The organism is Nocardia arseniciresistens (assembly GCF_046764875.1).
Classification (GTDB): Bacteria; Actinomycetota; Actinomycetes; order Mycobacteriales; family Mycobacteriaceae; genus Nocardia; species Nocardia arseniciresistens.
Map to the genome: position 1 here is coordinate 237,543 of NZ_JBKORD010000006.1, position 16,617 is coordinate 254,159.

11 protein-coding genes are annotated in these 16,617 nt (G+C 66.1%); 5 read left to right on the plus strand and 6 right to left on the minus strand.

From position 1 onward, the window contains the following. Positions 1-28 precede the first annotated feature (28 nt). From ACLMAJ_RS13140 to hutH, 3 genes are all read right to left on the minus strand, one after another. A complete protein-coding gene (locus tag ACLMAJ_RS13140; RefSeq protein WP_412013906.1) occupies positions 29-1,228 on the minus strand; it encodes an allantoate amidohydrolase in 1,200 nt (399 codons plus the stop codon). Next, entirely contained in the window at positions 1,225-2,877 is a 1,653-nt protein-coding gene (gene hutU / locus ACLMAJ_RS13145) for a urocanate hydratase (RefSeq protein ID WP_412013907.1), read from the minus strand. Before hutU ends, ACLMAJ_RS13140 begins: the two co-directional genes overlap by 4 nt. 193 nt (positions 2,878-3,070) lie before the next feature. Then, positions 3,071-4,618: a histidine ammonia-lyase gene (gene hutH, locus ACLMAJ_RS13150; RefSeq protein WP_412013908.1), complete on the minus strand. Its 1,548-nt coding sequence runs from the start codon at positions 4,616-4,618 to the stop codon at positions 3,071-3,073. A gap of 86 nt (positions 4,619-4,704) precedes the next feature. Here hutH and ACLMAJ_RS13155 point away from each other — a divergent pair, with 86 nt between their 5' ends. The 3 genes from ACLMAJ_RS13155 (at position 4,705) to ACLMAJ_RS13165 (ending at position 10,260) form a co-directional block, all read left to right on the plus strand. After that, entirely contained in the window at positions 4,705-5,487 is a 783-nt protein-coding gene (locus ACLMAJ_RS13155) for an IclR family transcriptional regulator (RefSeq protein WP_412013909.1), read from the plus strand. A 293-nt stretch (positions 5,488-5,780) separates the two neighbouring features. Next, positions 5,781-9,077, plus strand: coding sequence for a protein kinase domain-containing protein (locus ACLMAJ_RS13160; protein ID WP_412013910.1), 3,297 nt, complete (start codon positions 5,781-5,783; stop codon positions 9,075-9,077). 82 nt (positions 9,078-9,159) lie between these two features. After that, the gene (locus tag ACLMAJ_RS13165; RefSeq protein ID WP_412013911.1) at positions 9,160-10,260 is read left to right on the plus strand and encodes a glutamate--cysteine ligase 2; all 1,101 of its coding nucleotides are present in this window, start codon (positions 9,160-9,162) and stop codon (positions 10,258-10,260) included. Between the two features lie 5 nt (positions 10,261-10,265). Here ACLMAJ_RS13165 and ACLMAJ_RS13170 read toward each other — a convergent pair whose 3' ends face one another. The 3 genes from ACLMAJ_RS13170 to ACLMAJ_RS13180 form a co-directional block, all read right to left on the minus strand. Further along, positions 10,266-10,937 carry a chymotrypsin family serine protease gene (locus ACLMAJ_RS13170; RefSeq protein WP_412013912.1) on the minus strand — a complete coding sequence of 224 codons (672 nt, stop codon included), beginning with the start codon at positions 10,935-10,937 and terminating at the stop codon, positions 10,266-10,268. A gap of 28 nt (positions 10,938-10,965) precedes the next feature. Beyond that, positions 10,966-11,802: an RNA polymerase sigma factor SigF gene (locus ACLMAJ_RS13175; protein ID WP_412013913.1), complete on the minus strand. Its 837-nt coding sequence runs from the start codon at positions 11,800-11,802 to the stop codon at positions 10,966-10,968. 190 nt (positions 11,803-11,992) lie between these two features. After that, positions 11,993-13,648 (minus strand): PucR family transcriptional regulator, encoded by a 1,656-nt coding sequence (locus ACLMAJ_RS13180; protein ID WP_412013914.1) that lies wholly within the window; start codon positions 13,646-13,648, stop codon positions 11,993-11,995. A 176-nt stretch (positions 13,649-13,824) separates the two neighbouring features. Here ACLMAJ_RS13180 and pruA point away from each other — a divergent pair, with 176 nt between their 5' ends. After that, entirely contained in the window at positions 13,825-15,477 is a 1,653-nt protein-coding gene (pruA, locus tag ACLMAJ_RS13185; RefSeq protein WP_412013915.1) for an L-glutamate gamma-semialdehyde dehydrogenase, read from the plus strand. Further along, positions 15,477-16,451, plus strand: a complete 975-nt coding sequence (locus ACLMAJ_RS13190; protein WP_412013916.1) for a proline dehydrogenase family protein — start codon at positions 15,477-15,479, stop codon at positions 16,449-16,451. The genes pruA and ACLMAJ_RS13190 overlap by 1 nt, the downstream gene beginning before the upstream one ends. The last annotated feature ends 166 nt before the right edge of the window (positions 16,452-16,617 follow it).

Here is a 16,617-nt window from a genome sequence, read left to right on the forward strand (position 1 = left end):
TCGCCTGCTGCGCCGGTTCCGTCAATGTTCATCCAGCCAGTTCCTCCAGCACGTGAGCAAGGCTCACCGCACCGAAATCCACGTCGATCGGCTCCGCGTATTCTGCTGGGGCATGGCTGATTCCGGTCGGGTTGCGCACGTAGAGCATGCCGGTGGGGACGTGCGCCGCGAGGATCCCGGCGTCGTGACCCGCTCCGGTCGGCAATGCGGGGACGCCGCCGAGTACCTGATCCATCCGGTTCCGCAGCACTTCGTCGAAAACCACGTCGTCCGAATAGGACTCCTGGGTAACGGTGACCTCGCACCCTTCCTCGGCCGCGGCGGTACGGGCGACTTCGGCGATGTCTTCGACAAGCGTGGCGGTGCGGCCGTTTCCCGGCACTCGGGCGTCGAGCCAGAGTTCGACGGTGGAGGCGATCACGTTGGTACCGCCGGGAACTGGCACCAGGCGGCCTACGGTCGCTCTGGCGTCGCTGGTCGCGGCGGCAGCGTGGCGAGCGGCAGCAATCACCGCGGCTGCGGGAAGCATGGGGTCGTTGCGATCGGCGATCAGGGTGGTGCCCGCGTGATTTCCCTGCCCGGAGAAGGAGAATCGGTAGCGGCCGTGCGCGATGATGGAGCTGCCGGTAGCGACCGGGCTGTCCATGTCGATGAGGCCACGACCCTGCTCCACGTGCAACTCGATGAAACACCCGATCAGGGCGAGTGATTCGGGATCCGCGCCGAAATTCGCCGGGTCGCGCCCGGCCTTGGCGGCGGCCTCGGCGAGGGTGATTCCGGCGGTGTCGTGCAGCCCGCGAGCACGGTCGGGGTCGAGCGCTCCGGTGAGCAGCCGGGAGCCGAGGCACGGCACGCCGAACCGCCCGCCCTCTTCCTCCGCGAATACCACCAGCGCGAAGGGCTTTGTGGGAGAAAAACCTCTGGCGTGCAGGATATCCACCGCAGCGAGTGCGCTCGCGACGCCGAGCGGACCGTCGAACGCGCCGCCTCCCGGCACCGAATCCAGGTGGCTGCCGGTGACGACCGCTCCCCGCGCTGGTCGACCCCACCATGCCCAGATGTTGCCGTTGCGGTCGGTGCGCACCGCGAGCCCGCGCAGGCCGGCCTGCTCGATGAACCACTGGCGCAACTCCAACTCGGCCGCATCGAAAACATGCCGTGAATATCCGCCGCGTCCGGAATCTTTTCCGACATCGGCGATCTCGGCCAATAGCTTGACGGCGCTCATTTGCCCTCCTGCATCGGAATTCGCACACCGCGTCGCACGGCAATCTCACCGGCACGCTCGTACCCGGCATCGACGTGCCGGATGACGCCCATCCCGGGATCGTTGGTCAACACACGCTCGATCTTCTGCGCGGCCAGCGCGCTACCGTCGGCCACACAGACCTGCCCGGCATGAATCGACCGGCCCATCCCGACACCGCCGCCCTGGTGGATCGACACCCAGCTCGCACCGGAAGCGGTATTGACCAAGGCGTTCAGCAGCGGCCAGTCGGCGATGGCGTCGGAGCCGTCGGCCATCGACTCGGTTTCGCGGTAGGGCGATGCGACACTGCCGGAATCCAGGTGATCACGCCCGATCACCACCGGGGCGTGCAGTTCACCGCTGGCGACCATCTCGTTGAACCGCAATCCGGCCAGGTGGCGCTCGCCGTAGCCCAGCCAGCAGATCCGGGCCGGAAGCCCTTGGAAGGCAACATGTTCCCCGGCCAGCCTGATCCAGCGGCGCAAAGATTCGTTGTCGGGGAACAGTTCCAGAATCGCGCGGTCGGTCGCGGCGATATCTTGCGGGTCACCTGAGAGCGCCGCCCAGCGGAACGGACCTTTGCCCTCGCAGAACAGCGGACGAATGTAGGCGGGCACGAACCCCGGGAAATCGAACGCCCGATCGCAGCCACCGAGCTTCGCCTCACCACGCAGCGAGTTACCGTAGTCGAATACCTCCGCGCCGCGATCGAGGAATCCGAGCATCGCATCGACATGCTCGGCCATGGATTCGCGGGCCCTGTCGGTGAATTCGTCCGGCTTCTTCGCCGCGTAGTCCGGCCAGTCATCGAGGTCTACGCCACGCGGGAGGTAGGCGAGTGGGTCGTGGGCGGAGGTCTGGTCGGTGACGATATCGACCTCGACACCGGCCGCCAGCAGCTCGGGCATGACCTCGGCCGCATTGCCGATCAGTCCGACCGACAACGGCTTTCGTTGCTTGCGAGCCGTCGAGACCCGGGCAACGGCATCGTCGAGGTCATCGGCGACCTCGTCGAGGTAGCCGTCGTGCGCCCTTCGCCGAGCCCTCGCCGGATCACACTCGACCACCAGCGCCACACCACCGTTCATGGTGATCGCAAGCGGCTGCGCGCCGCCCATCCCGCCGAGCCCCGCGGTCAGGGTGAGTGTCCCCGCCAGAGTGCCCCCGAATCGCTTGTCCGCCACCGCGGCGAAGGTCTCGTAGGTGCCTTGCAATATCCCTTGCGTACCGATGTAGATCCACGAGCCCGCCGTCATCTGTCCATACATGGTCAGACCGAGCGCCTCCAGCCTGCGAAATTCCGGCCAATTCGCCCAATCCCCCACCAGATTCGAATTCGCGATCAGTACCCGAGGCGCCCACTCGTGCGTACGGAACACCCCCACCGGCCGCCCCGACTGCACCAGCAACGTCTCATCGACATCCAGCATCGTCAGGCACCGACTGATCGCGTCGAAACTGGCCCAATCCCGAGCCGCCTTCCCGGTGCCGCCGTACACCACCAAATCCTCGGGCCGCTCCGCCACCTCCGGATCCAAATTGTTGTGCAGCATCCGCAACGCCGCCTCGGCCTGCCAATTCCGCGCCGTCAACCGCGTCCCTCGAGCCGCCCGCACACTCCGCCCCATCACGACACCGCCATCCCGTGGCCGACGCCCGCGACTGGCGCGTGCCTGCGACAAACACCGAGAAACCCACTCGATCGTGCGCCACTCGACAATTCGACCCGCTCGAGCACCGACCGGGATGGGTGTTTAGCGAGTCGGCGGGCCGGGTTGGTGAGGAGCTCTGCCATGAGATGTCTCCCTCGGATGGAATCGGTTATGGGGTGAGGTAGGGGGCTATCACGCGCAGGAGTTCGCCGGAGTTGACAAGTTCTGTGGCTGCGGCGATTTCGGGGGCCAGGTGGCGGTCCGGGCCGGGGCCGTCCACCTTGGTGCGGAGCAATGCGAGTGCGGCGGCGGTGGCCGGGGCGGGGCGTAGTGGGGCGCGGAAGTCGAGTGCACGTGCGGCGGTGAGGTATTCGACCGCCAGCACCGAGGCCAGACCTTCCACTGCCTTGCGCAGTTTGCGTGCCGCCGACCAGCCCATCGATACGTGGTCCTCCTGCATTGCGCTGCTGGGGATGGAGTCGACCGATGCGGGGGCGGCCAGGCGCTTGAGTTCGCTGACGATGCCTGCCTGGGTGTACTGGGCGATCATGTGACCGGAGTCGACGCCGGGGTCCGCGGCAAGGAAGGCCGGAAGGCCGTGGGAGCGGGCGACATCCAGCATCCGGTCGGTGCGACGCTCCGACATGCTCGCCACGTCGGCGACCGGGATGGCAAGGAAGTCCAGGACGTAGCCGATCGGGGCGCCGTGGAAATTGCCGTTCGATTCCAGGCGGCCATCGGCGAGCACTACCGGATTGTCGATGGCGGAGGCCAACTCTCGCTCGGCGACCGTCGCGGCGTGGCTGACGGTATCGCGTGCTGCGCCGTGTACCTGCGGGGCGCAGCGCAGTGAGTAGGCGTCTTGCACGCGGTTGCAGTCCGGGCCGCGGTGGCTCGCGACGATTTCCGAGCCCGCGAGGGCGGCCAGGATTCGCCGCGCCGAATGTGCTTGGCCGGGGTGTGGGCGCAGCGCCTGAAGGTCCTCGGCGAACACTCGGTCGGTGCCGAGCAATGCCTCCACACTCATCGCGGCCGTCAGGTCGGCGATATCGAGCAGTCGGTGCAGGTCGGCGAGCGCGAGGACCAGCATGCCGAGCATGCCGTCGGTGCCGTTGGTGAGCGCGAGCCCCTCCTTCTCAGCGAGGGTTACAGGCTCGATTCCATTGGCGCGCAAGGCTATTGCCGCCGGTACAACAGCGCCGGAGGAATCGGTGACCTCACCTTCCCCCATCAATGCCAAGGCCACGGCGGCCAGCGGCGCGAGGTCACCGGAGCAGCCCAGCGAGCCGTATTCGTGCACGATCGGGGTAATGCCCGCATTGATCAACGCGGCCAGGGTTACCGCGGTCTCCGGCCGCACACCGGTGTGACCGGTGGCCAGTGTGCGCAGCCGCAGCAGCATCATCGCGCGCACCACTTCCGGCTCGACCGCGGGACCGGTGCCCGCGGCGTGCGAACGGATCAACGACCGTTGCAGCGCCGCGCGGCTCTCGGGCGGAATGTGGCGGGTCGCTAGTGCGCCGAAGCCGGTGGATACGCCGTAGGTCGGGACGGTCCCCGCGGCGAGCACATCGACATATTGCCGCGCCGAGGTCAAGCGCTTCTCGGCAGCCTCGCTGAATCGGACCTTCGCCCCGAGGCGCGCGACGGCGGCGACCCGCTCCATGGTCAATGGCCCGTCCAGCTCGACCGTCGGCAACTGCGTGATATCCGGCATATGCCCATTCCACAGTGTGCGGGGCCGGTGGAGAATGAGGCGCGGCCAGGTTTTGTCTGGAATCCGAGACAATCCGAGGAAGTGGCATGGGTCCGAGCAGCGATATCCCCGCATTACGGCGCGGACTGGCGATCCTGCAACTGATGGCCGGGCACGCGGGCCCGGTTTCCGCCTCAACCATCGCCCGCGAGCTCGGCCTGCCCCGCTCCACCACCTACCACCTACTCGCGGAGCTGGAACAGACCCGATTCGTCACCAGGCTGCCCGCCGAACGACGCTACGGACTCGGCATCGCGGCATTCGAGCTCGGTTCGGCCTACCTGCGCCACGACCCACTCGAACGGCTGGCCAGGCCGCTGCTGCGCGAGCTGGTCGAACGGGTCGGGCACAACGCGCACCTCGGGGTGCTGCACGGCAACGAGCTGCTGTATCTGATCAAGGAGCGCCCCACCCGCCCTGAGACCTTGGTGACCGACGTCGGCGTCCGGTTGCCCGCTCACCTGACCGCGTCCGGGCGCGCGATCCTCGCGCACCTGACCGAATCGCATGTGCGTGCCCTGTTCCCCTCCGCCGCCGCATTCGTGCGCCGTACCGACAGGGGGCCCGCCACCCTCGCGCAGCTGCGCACCACCCTCGCCGCGGAACGACGCCGCGGCTGGGCAAGCGAGGACGGACACGTGACCGCTGGTTTCGCATCCGTTGCGTATGCCGTGTTCGACCACGACCACCATCCGATCGCCGCGATCAGCGTGACCCTGCGCCACCACTGCACGCAGCACCCCTGCGACGCCGACTGGTCCGATCTGGCTGCTCGAGTCCGCGACACTGCGGATGATCTCACCCACCGCATCGGCGGGCGGGCCGAATGAGCTGTGCCGCGCTGCGCTCGGACCGCGTGCGCGACCACCTCCCGCGGTCTGCGAAGTTATCTCGCACGTGACCGAAGGGCTTGCACTGTAAGGGTTCTCACCGTGCGTCTATGGACGCACGGTTCTGACACTGTGGGTCGCCCACTGCCGGTGCTGAAACGAGGTGATCGGTGTCGCGATCTACGCGCTCCGAGTTCGATATTCCTCCGCCGATGTTTTCGGCGATACGCTGGGCATTGTGAGTGCATGTTGCCCGGTGTCCGGAGAGATGCTGGTCGGATCACACCCGTCCGATGACCGATGATGATCCGTTACGGACACGCCGTGAGGCAGTAACACCTGTCACGGCGGAGTTGGCTGCGGCCGGTTTCGAGGACGCCGTGGAGATCGGGCGCGGTGGTTTCGGTGTGGTGTACCGCTGCACGCAGGCGGCGTTGGACCGGACGGTCGCGGTAAAGGTGTTGACCGCGCAATGGAACGAAGACAATCAGGCGCGGTTTGTGCGGGAGCAGCACGCGATGGGCCGCTTGACCGGGCACCCGAACATCGTCACCGTGCTGGAGAGCGGTACCACCGAGCGCGGGCGGCCCTATCTGGTGATGCCGTATCACCCGCTGGGTTCCCTGGATTCGTGGATCCGCACCAATGGTCCGCTTCTGTTGGAAAGGGTGCTACAGATCGGGGTGAAGATCTCTGGTGCGTTGGAGAGCGCGCATCGGCTCGGTATCGTGCATCGGGATGTGAAGCCGGGGAATATTCTGCTCACCGAGTACGGGGAGCCAGCGTTGACCGATTTCGGTATCGCGCACATCGCCGGCGGGTTCCGCACAACCGAGGGCGTTGTGACCGGGTCGCCGGCATTCACCGCACCAGAGGTGCTCGACGGGGAGGGTCCGACCGCGGCCGCGGATGTGTATGGACTCGGTGCCACCCTGTTTTGCGCATTGACCGGGCATGCCGCGTTCGAGCGACGTGGCGGTGAGAACGTGGTGGCACAGTTTGTCCGGATCACTACCCAGCCGGTGCCCGACCTGCGGGAGACGGGTATCTCTGAGGATGTGTCGGCGGTGGTGGAAACGGCGATGAGCCGTGACCGCCGCGAGCGGCCGTCGGCGGTGGCGCTGGGGCAGACACTTCGGCAGCTGCAGCTGGGCCACGGGTTCTCGGTGGATGAGATGGCGTTGCAGGGCGAACCGGATCTCGAGGATCCCGGTGAGAAGCCGCTCGAGGATCCCGGTGAGAAGCCATCGCTGCGGGGATGGCGTAGGCCGACCGCGCCTGCTCAGGACCACAGTGGCAATCTGCCGCTCGAGTTGACCAGTTTCATCAACCGGCGCACCGAGGTGTCGGAGGTGAAGAATCTGCTGCCGGTCTCACGGCTGGTGACGTTGACCGGGACTGGGGGTGTGGGTAAGACGCGACTGGCGTTGCGAGCGGCATCGGGTGCCCGACGTGATTTCGCCGACGGGGTGTGGTTCATCGAACTGGCCGAGGTGTCCGACCCGTCGCTGCTGGTCGATGTGGTGGCGGCCCCCCTCGGTGTGCGCAACGAGTCGGCCGGTCGGTTGCTCGAGGTTCTGATCGACTTCCTGAGCCCGCGAGAAACTCTGCTCATTCTGGACAACTGCGAGCAGGTTGTGGGGGCGGTGGCGACGTTGGCCGAGACGTTGCTGCAGACCTGCCCGGAACTGCGGATCCTCGCCACTAGCCGGGAACGGTTGAATATCGCAGGGGAAGCGGTGCTGCGGGTGCCACCACTGAGGGTCCCGGATCCGGACCGGGAGCCGACGCTGGCGGAGTTGCCTCGTTTCGATGCGGTGACGTTGTTCGCCGACCGCGCCGCGGCAGCGGTGCCGGGCTTCGAGCTCGATGCGGACAACAAGGCCGCCGTCACCGGGATCTGCGCCAAGTTGGATGGGTTGCCGTTGGCGATCGAGTTGGCCGCGGCCCGAATGCGTTCGATGTCGCCGCAGCAGATCCTGGCTCGGCTGACCGACCGCTACGCCCTGCTGACTCGAGGTAGGCGCACCGCACCGTCGCGGCAGCAGACGCTGCGGTGGTGCATCGACTGGAGCTACGGATTGTGCACCCCGGTCGAGCAGCGACTGTGGGCGCGGTTGTCGGTATTCGCCGGCAGCTGCGAACTCGACGCGATCGAGCGGGTGTGTGGTGCCGATCTGGCACCGGACATACCGCTGGATGTGCTTTCCTCCCTGGTGGACAAGTCGATCCTGGTACGGGAGGAATCGGACACTGTTGTGCGTTTCCGGATGCTCGAAACCATCCGCGACTACGGCCGGGAAAGGTTGAGGGAGTCCGGCGAATACCAGCAACTGCGCCGACGCCACAGCACCTGGTATCACCAACTTGCGCTGGATGCAGAAGCCGGGTGGATCAGCGACCGGCAGCTCGACTGGATCGCCAGGCTCGAACGCGAACTGCCCAACCTGCGCGAAGCGCTCGAATCCTATCTGGGCGAGGACACCAAGGAAGCAGCCCGAGCAGCGCTGAGCACGACTGCCGCACTCTACGATTTCTGGAGCTTGTGCGGTCTATACAGCGAAGGTCGGTCCTGGATCGACCGCGTCCTCACCCACTCCAAGGCTGAACCGACCCCCGACCGCATCAAGGCACTCTGCGTCGGCTGCCAACTGGCTGCGGCACAGGGGGATTTCCAGTCCGCGTCCGCCCTCCTTGCGGAGGGACGAGCGCTCGCCGAACAGGCCCCCCACCCCGCGATCCAAGCGCAGATCGCTTACGCGGCAGCCGTTCTCGCACTAGCTAGCGGCAATGCGGCCAACGTATCGTCCTGCCTCGAACATGACGTCGAGACATTCACCTCGGACAGGTCGGGAGGCCTCTATGTCGGTACTCTGACCCTCCTCGGCAAGGCATACGAGGTGCGCGGCGACTTGACTCGAGCATCCGAGCGATACCGCCGAGTAGTTTCCATCACCGAAGCACGCGGCGAACTGCTCTACCGTTCGGCTGCGCTACACGGCTTGGGCGTGGTCGCATGGCAGCAAGGCGAGCGGGACAATGCCCGACAAATGCTCGAGGAAGCGCTGCGAGTCAACCGACGGCCGAATAGCCCGGTGCTCAACGCGTTCGGTCTCGAGGCACTGGCCTGGATTGTTGCCGACCAGGGTGACGCCGAGCGCGCGGCTGTGCTGCTGGGAGCCGCGCAGGGAATGTGGCTGGTCGGAAGCACCGTCGGAGTTGTTTTCCCGGACATGTCGCGCTTTCACGAGGACTGTGAGCGGATAGCGCGCAGCACCCTCGGCACCCGCGGATTCGACGCGGCCTTCCGGCAAGGCCGGGCGATGGGTATGGGCACTGCCGTCGCGTACGCGCTCGGGGAACAGCCCGCCGATGCGGCGCGCACATCGGCGAAATTGACCAAGCGTGAGCGGCAGGTCGCCGACCTCGTCGCCCAGGGACTCAGCAACAAGCAGATCGCCGCCAAACTGGTGGTCTCACAACGCACCGCCCAAGGCCACGTCGAACACATCCTGACCAAACTCGCCTTCACCTCACGCGCTCAGATCGCGGCCTGGACCGTGGGGGAAATCGAACAAGAGGGTTCGTAACCTCGGTCCGACATGCGAATCTGCACCCGAAACCCGCGACCGAGCCCACATTTGCCCTGATGAAGGCGGGTAGCCTGCTCCTATGGACGCATACTCGGCAACCTTCGGTGTCGAGGAGGAGTTTCTCCTTGCGGATCCGCGGACAGGTGCGCCCGTCGCGAAGAATGTGGCGGTGGCGCAGACGGCGGCGGAGCTCGGTATCGGGCTCCAACTGGAACTCACCAGCTGTCAAGTGGAGACGAACACCGCCGTGCACATCAACGCGACCGAGTTGCGCGATGAGCTGCGCGACCTACGCAGGAGTATCGCGTCGTGCGCTGAGAAGAACGACGCCCGACTGCTCGCGGTGGCGATTCCGCCGACCGTGCCGCACACCTTCCCGATCACCGACACCCCACGCTATCGGCGCATGTCCGCGGACTTCGGCTTGCTCGCCCATGAGCAGGGGCTGTGCGGGTGCCATGTGCACGTCGGCGTTCCGGACCGCGAGGTCGCGCTACAGGTCGGCAATTTCTTGCGGCCATGGCTGCCGCTGTTCCTCGCTCTCACCGCGAACTCCGCGATCTACCGCGGGGCCGAGACCGGTTTCGCCAGCTGGCGCAGCATCCTGTGGCGACGCTGGCCGAGCGCGGGGCCGCCGCCATATTTCCGATCGGTGGGCGACTACGACGCGATGGTCGCCATGATGCTGTCCAGCGGCAGCATCTTCGACGAGAAGATGGTCTATTGGGACGTCCGACCGTCGACATCGTTTCCCACCGTCGAGGTCCGCGTCAGCGATATACCCGCCACCGTCGAGGAAACCGCCTTGCTCGCGACCCTGATCCGGGCCACCGTCCAGATGGCGCGAAAGTCGCTGGCACAAGGGCAGACCGCTCCCCCGGTGACGGCCGAGATCTTGCGCGCCGCGTACTGGAAGGCCGCGCGCAGCGGCCTCGACGGCGACAGCCTCGATCCGGCGGATGGGCACGTCCGACCGGCCGTCGCGCAGCTCGCCAAGCTCGTCGAGCACATCGAACCCGCGCTGGAGGAACTCGGCGAACGCGCCTTCGTCGCCGACTCGATGGCCGCTGTGCTTGCCCGAGGTAACGGTGCGACACGCCAGCTCAACGCTTTTCGCGGGCGGCACGATGTCGATGACGTGGTCGCCGAGTTGGCCGCCGCGACCCTACAGGGCTGCTAGCCGGTTCAGACGGGCAGAAAACCCGCGCCGACATCGCCGCGCGCATTGATGTCGTTCATGATAGCGCTCATGGTGGTGCCGACCTCCGGGCCGAAGCAGCCGACAGCCAGGTAGGCGTTGACCATCCCGACCAGCGTCGTGCCGACCACGACCGGCGCACCGGAATCACCCTCGAGCACGCACATCTGCGTCCAGGTCTCGTTGTTGGTCCGGAAGATGTCACCCCAGGCGACACCGCAGGTATTGCCGGTGGTGCGCCCCTTCTTGCACACGACCGTGGGGAACTGGGCCGGTGCACCGATCTCGGTGATGGTGAAGGTCCCGACCCGATTGACGGGCGCGATCCGGCCCTGATCGAACTGGATGATGCCGTAGTCGAGTTCATGATCGGAATAGACGAACCGGCCGACCACGCCGTAGTTGGGGTTGGCTTCGGCGATCACCTGAGAGCCGAGCTCCCCGCAGTGCCCGGCCGTGAGCCCGACCAGCCTGCCCGCCACATCGTGACCGACGGTGGTCACAGTGCATTGGGCCCGGTTGTCGACGATGATGCCGGAACCACCGCCGACAGCGGGCGCGGCGGGGGCAGCCGTTGCAGCCCCGCTACCTGTCCCGACCAGGGCCGCGACCGAGACGACGGCGAAGCCCGCATTGGTCGCCTTGATCAATTTGAACATGTCCCTCCAGGTGGAAAGTTCGTTCACATCACGCGGCACGTGAAAAGTGTTCATCATACGAGGCTTGCTCACGAAGCTTTTTCAATGTTCTGGCCAGAATTCGCGAGACCTGCATCTGCGAAACGCCGAGCCAGTCGGCGATCTGTTGCTGCGTCTTCGACTCGAAGTACCTCATGATCAGCATCCGCCGTTCGCGCTCAGGAAGCGCGGCGATAAGCGGACGCACCGCCATGGCGTCCTCCATCAGGCCGTAACAGGGCTCTTCGGCACCGAGCGTGTCGGTCAGTGGTATCGCGGCATGCTCACCGTCGTCGGTGGTCGCCGCGTCGAGCGAGTTCGCACGGTAGGCGTTGCGCGCGACCAGCGCCTGGGTGACCTCCACGAGCTCCAGGTCGAGTTCCTCGGCGATCTCGCGGGCACTCGGCGTACGCCCGAGGCGCTGTGACAGCGTCTCGGTCGCCGGACCGATTTTCAGCTGGATCTCCTTGAGCCTGCGTGGAACCCGCACCGACCAGGTGCGGTCACGAAAGTGCCTGCGCACCTCACCCATGATGGTCGGCACCGCGAATCCGAGGAACGAGGTACCGCGGGAGACATCGAAGCGGTCCACCGACTGCACCAACCCGAGTCTGGCTATCTGTAGGAGGTCGTCGAAGGATTCGCCGCGGCCTGAGAATTTGCGGGCGATGTGCTCGGCGAGCGGTAGTGCGAGGTCGATGATGTGATTGCGCAACGCGGCGCGGTGTGGGTCGCTCGCGTCTAGCGCCGTCAACTTTTCGAACCAGGGCTCGATGTTGTCGTAGCTGTCGCCGCGTCGCGTGCGTCGCGGCGATTCGGTCCGGTCGGTAATCGACTCGTCCTTCATCCGATAAACCTCGTTCCCAACAGATTTCGATTCTTGGCGATTACCCGCGAACCCACGAATCAAAAGAGACGAGCGCAACGACGGCGGCGTTCTGGCCGCCGATCAGTAGCCGGACCTGCACCGATGCCGGCCATAATTCGATAGGGAAAAGCCGTAGATCCGCAGCGGATCACCTGGAAGTAGCGGATTGCTATAAGAGCGCGGCGCGGCGCGGGAGAGCGAGTTGCACTTCGAGCAGGAGGCGGTCGGCGGGGTCGGCGAGGTCGACGCCGACGATGTCCTCGACCCTGCGGATGCGATAGCGCAGCGTATTCGGATGCACCTGGAGTGCGGCAGCGGCATTGCGAACGTCGCCGTGTTCGCGCAGATAGGTTTCGACGCTTTCCTGCAAGCTGGCGGCGTGTTTTCGGTCGTAGTCGAAGAGGGCTTGCAGCCGGGGGTCGTGCAGGTCCGGCCGCGCCCCGACGAGGTCGAGGATCTCGGCGAGCAGTACCGCGGTGCGGGACTCCGCCAGCGTCGTCACCCTACCCTTGGGGGAGGTGGTCGCGGTGCTGTCGAGGACCCGGTCGACCTCGGTCCGCGCGCTGGCGACGTGGGTGAGGTCGGCGACGGGAATGGCGATGGCCGCGTGCAGCACGAGAGACCGCTTCGTTTCGAACTGTGCGACCAGTTGGCGTGTCCATGCGTTCACCGCACGGACCGACTGATAGTGCGGTAGTAGGACATAGACTCGGTCGCCGAGCACCGCGGTGAGCGAGTCACGGCGAAATGAGCTGGCGTGCAAGCGCAGTGCATTCGCAAGCGTCGCGGTCTCGGTCGAGGACTCCACGGTGCCGGTGCGCGCGAAACCAACCACCGCGGCGGGGCCGGTCACCTGGATATTCAGCGCGCTCGCCACCGAAGGGACATCGACGCCGCTACCGCGCGCGCCGAATAGTCTTTGTATCAGCAGTGTTTCGGTGGATGGGGCATCGAGACTGCGGGAGATGATGCGCGCGGCGATCGCCGACGCGCCGCGCAGGACCTCGGCGGCGTCCGGCTTGAACGGCTTTTCGCCCTGCTGGAGCCAGATCGTACCGAGAACCCTTGGGGTAGTGGCTGTTCCGTCCGATGGACGTCGGATGCTAACTACGAGACGGTGTTTGATGTCGAGCTCGTCGTGGGCGGGCAGATCGATGACCTCGTCGGTCTGCCGCAGCTGATCGAACACTCCCCACTTCCGCAGGATTCGCAGGTAGTCGCGCGGTCCCTCGCGGCCGAGGATCGACAGAATCCGCAGCTGGTCAGCGGCCTCGTTGGACGCAGAGTAGGCAAGGACGTGTGATTGCGGATCCTCGATGGACACCATGCCGCCCGCGTTCTGCGCCACGATCTGGGCAAGGCCGAACAGATCGGTGTCGGTGGCCAGCAGATCCTGCGCCTCGGCGGGCGAGCGCTGCCCGCGCGCGCGTTCGAGTATCCGGCGAACCAGTGTGAAGACCTGATCCCACCGTGCCTGCCGGTGCACACCTACCAGCGCGACACCGGCGCGATGCGCGGCCGCGCGGACCGCGTCGGACTCGTGCGCGATCTTCGAGAGCACCGCGCGCGGCCGGTGCGCGGTGGGGCGCTTGCCCACGGCGAGCAGCCACCGCACGGCCTCGGCTTCGGCGATGCCGACGTGCAGGTACATGTCCTGCATGGGTGAGCGGGACGCGGTCTCCACCGACAGGTCGGAGCTGTCGACAAGCGCCACCGACCTGATCGCGACCTGATCTCCTCCCGGCGCGTCGAGCAGCTCGACCACCGTGGAATCCAGGGCATCGAGCAGCTCACGCAGTGTGCTGCCCTCGGTCTGCACATTCATGGCCACCGCAACCACCTCACTTCCCGCACCCAGTAGATCACTTTAGCCAGCTGGCCAAGGGCTTACTTTCATCTTTGTCCGACTGGCTCATTCGTCGGGCCGTTTTCCGGTGTTGACTTCCGGTCAATCGTCGTCGTCCACGACTTTTCGAAACTCCATACACCCCAGGAGGATTCATGGACTCCATTGCGACCACCCCGCAGCCGGTCAACGAACCGGTGGGGACCTTCGCCCCTGGCAGCGCGGAACGTGCCCGGCTGCGGGCGAAGCTGGCCGAACTGCAAGCAACGCCGACCGAGATCCACCACGTCATCGGTGGCGTGCACCGCCGGACCGCCGGTCCGACCATCGAGGTGGTGCAGCCGCATCGGCACGCCGCGGCGCTCGGCACGCTCACCACGGCCGGACCCGCCGACGCCACGGACGCGGTCGAGGCGGCCACTGCCGCCGCGCCAGGCTGGCGTGCCATGTCGTTCGAGGATCGCGCCTCGGTGTTCCTGCGCGCCGCGGATCTGCTGGCCGGACCGTGGCGCGAAACCATCGCCGCCGCAACGATGCTGGGTCAGTCGAAGACCGCATATCAGGCCGAGATCGACGCCCCCTGCGAGCTGGTCGACTTCTGGCGCTTCAATGTGCACTTCGCCCGCCAGATTCTGGCGGAGCAGCCGATCTCGTCCTGCGGTGTGTGGAATCGGCTCGAGTACCGTTCGCTCGAGGGTTTCGTCTACGCGATCACCCCGTTCAACTTCACCGCGATCGCCGGAAATCTGCCCACCGCCCCCGCGTTGATGGGCAACACCGTGGTGTGGAAGCCCGCACCGACACAGGCGCTCGCCGCCTATTGGACGATGAAGCTGCTCGAGGCCGCCGGCCTGCCGCCGGGAGTGATCAACCTGGTGCACGGCGCCGGACCCGAGGTGTCGGATGTGGTGCTGACCGACCGCAGGCTCGCAGGCATCCATTTCACCGGCTCCACCAAGGTCTTCCAGCACCTGTGGAGAGCGGTCGCGACCAACATCGGCGACTACCGCACCTACCCGCGACTCGTCGGCGAGACCGGTGGCAAGGATTTCGTGCTCGCACACAGCTCGGCCGATCCGGAGGTGCTGACCACCGCACTTATCCGCGGCGCCTTCGACTACCAGGGCCAGAAGTGCTCGGCGGCCTCGCGCGCGTTCGTCCCGAAATCGGTGTGGACGAAGATGGCGGGCGATCTCATCGATAAGGTCTCCGCACTGAACTACGGTGACGTCACCGACTTCACCAATTTCGGCGGCGCGGTCATCGACAAGCGCGCCTTCGACCGCAACGCCGACGCGATCACCCGCGCGAAAGCCACGCCGAGCCTCACCATCGCCGCAGGCGGCCACACCGACGACAGCATCGGCTACTTCGTCGACCCCACCGTCTTGCTCGGCGACGACCCCAGCGACGAGGCGTTCAGCACCGAATACTTCGGCCCGATCCTCGCGGTCCATGTCTACGACGACTCCATCGCCGGGTCGTTCGACGCCGTCCTCGACCTTGTCGATCAGGGCTCCGCCTACGGCCTGACGGGTTCGATCATCGCGCAGGACCGCAACGCCGTCGCCAAGGCGACCGACAGCTTGCGTTTCGCAGCGGGAAATTTCTACATCAACGACAAACCGACGGGTGCGGTCGTCGGTCAGCAGCCCTTCGGTGGCGGTCGCGCCTCCGGGACCAACGACAAGGCGGGCTCGCCCCAGAATCTGCTGCGCTGGACCTCCCCACGAACCCTCAAGGAGACCTTCGTCCCGCCGGCCGAGCACCGTTACCCGCACCAGGCAACCGAATCGGGGGCCCAGTGATGGCAAAGTCCGGACTGTTGCGCCCCGCCATGCTGGCCGCCGCCCGTTCACCCCGCATCGAACGCACGATCTCGCGGATGCCCGCGACCAGGAAACTCGTCGACCGGTTCGTCGCGGGCCGATCCGAGGACGAAGCGATCACCAACGCCACCGCACTGCTCGGCTCCGGCCGGTACATCAGCATCGACTATCTCGGCGAGGACACCACCGAGATCGACCAGGCGCACGACACGGTGTCGCATTACCTGCGACTGCTCGCGCAGCTGGCTCGGTTGCGCGACCTGGTCGACAGCACCGGAGCCATTGTCGGACCGCTGGAGGTGTCGCTCAAGCTCTCGGCGCTCGGTCAATCCCTGCCCGGTGACGGGCACGCGATCGCACGCGATCACGCGCACCAGATCTGTACTGCCGCAACCGAATCCGGGGTGTGGGTCACCATCGACGCCGAGGATCACAGCACCACCGATTCCACGTTGTCCATCGTGCGGGAACTACGCGCGGACTTCCCCACGCTCGGCACGGTGTTGCAGGCCTACCTCCGGCGCACCGAATCCGACTGCCAGGACATGTCGGGCCATGGTTCGCGAATTCGACTGTGCAAGGGCGCCTATCGAGAACCCGCGTCCGTGGCGTATCAGGGCAAGGGCGAGGTCGACGAGTCATATCTGCGCTGCCTGCGGGTGCTGATGAACGGCGAAGGCTACCCGATGGTCGCCACGCATGACCCGGCGATCATCGACGCCGCGCAGCGCTTCGCGACAGAGGTCGATCGCAAGTCCGACGAGTTCGAGTTCCAAATGCTCTACGGCATCCGTGATGTCGAGCAGCGGCGGCTGGTGGAGCAGCGGCATCATCTGCGGGTCTACCTGCCCTATGGCGATCAGTGGTACGGCTATTTCATGCGCCGACTGGCCGAACGCCCCGCCAATCTCGCATTTTTCGTGCGCTCGCTGGTGCCGGGAAGCCAGCACTGAGGCGCACCGAGACACGGGCTGTAGTCCGATCGGACAAAGGCACCGGAACGTTATTTATCCAACTCGCCGATCACACCGCAACTGTGGTCGTATTAGCTGGCTCCAGCTGAAAGTGTGATCTGGGTTACTGCATTGCGATGGTGACGCAGAGGACGAAAGGATTTCT

Excerpts from the sequence above, each read along its gene's own strand:
- ACLMAJ_RS13140 (WP_412013906.1), bottom strand. The coding sequence starts at position 1,228 with ATGAGCGCCGTCAAGCTATTGGCCGAGATCGCCGATGTCGGAAAAGAT.
- hutU (WP_412013907.1), bottom strand. The coding sequence starts at position 2,877 with ATGGGGCGGAGTGTGCGGGCGGCTCGAGGGACGCGGTTGACGGCGCGG.
- hutH (WP_412013908.1), bottom strand. The coding sequence starts at position 4,618 with ATGCCGGATATCACGCAGTTGCCGACGGTCGAGCTGGACGGGCCATTG.
- ACLMAJ_RS13155 (WP_412013909.1), top strand. The coding sequence starts at position 4,705 with ATGGGTCCGAGCAGCGATATCCCCGCATTACGGCGCGGACTGGCGATC.
- ACLMAJ_RS13160 (WP_412013910.1), top strand. The coding sequence starts at position 5,781 with ATGACCGATGATGATCCGTTACGGACACGCCGTGAGGCAGTAACACCT.
- ACLMAJ_RS13165 (WP_412013911.1), top strand. The coding sequence starts at position 9,160 with ATGGACGCATACTCGGCAACCTTCGGTGTCGAGGAGGAGTTTCTCCTT.
- ACLMAJ_RS13170 (WP_412013912.1), bottom strand. The coding sequence starts at position 10,937 with ATGTTCAAATTGATCAAGGCGACCAATGCGGGCTTCGCCGTCGTCTCG.
- ACLMAJ_RS13175 (WP_412013913.1), bottom strand. The coding sequence starts at position 11,802 with ATGAAGGACGAGTCGATTACCGACCGGACCGAATCGCCGCGACGCACG.
- ACLMAJ_RS13180 (WP_412013914.1), bottom strand. The coding sequence starts at position 13,648 with ATGAATGTGCAGACCGAGGGCAGCACACTGCGTGAGCTGCTCGATGCC.
- pruA (WP_412013915.1), top strand. The coding sequence starts at position 13,825 with ATGGACTCCATTGCGACCACCCCGCAGCCGGTCAACGAACCGGTGGGG.
- ACLMAJ_RS13190 (WP_412013916.1), top strand. The coding sequence starts at position 15,477 with ATGGCAAAGTCCGGACTGTTGCGCCCCGCCATGCTGGCCGCCGCCCGT.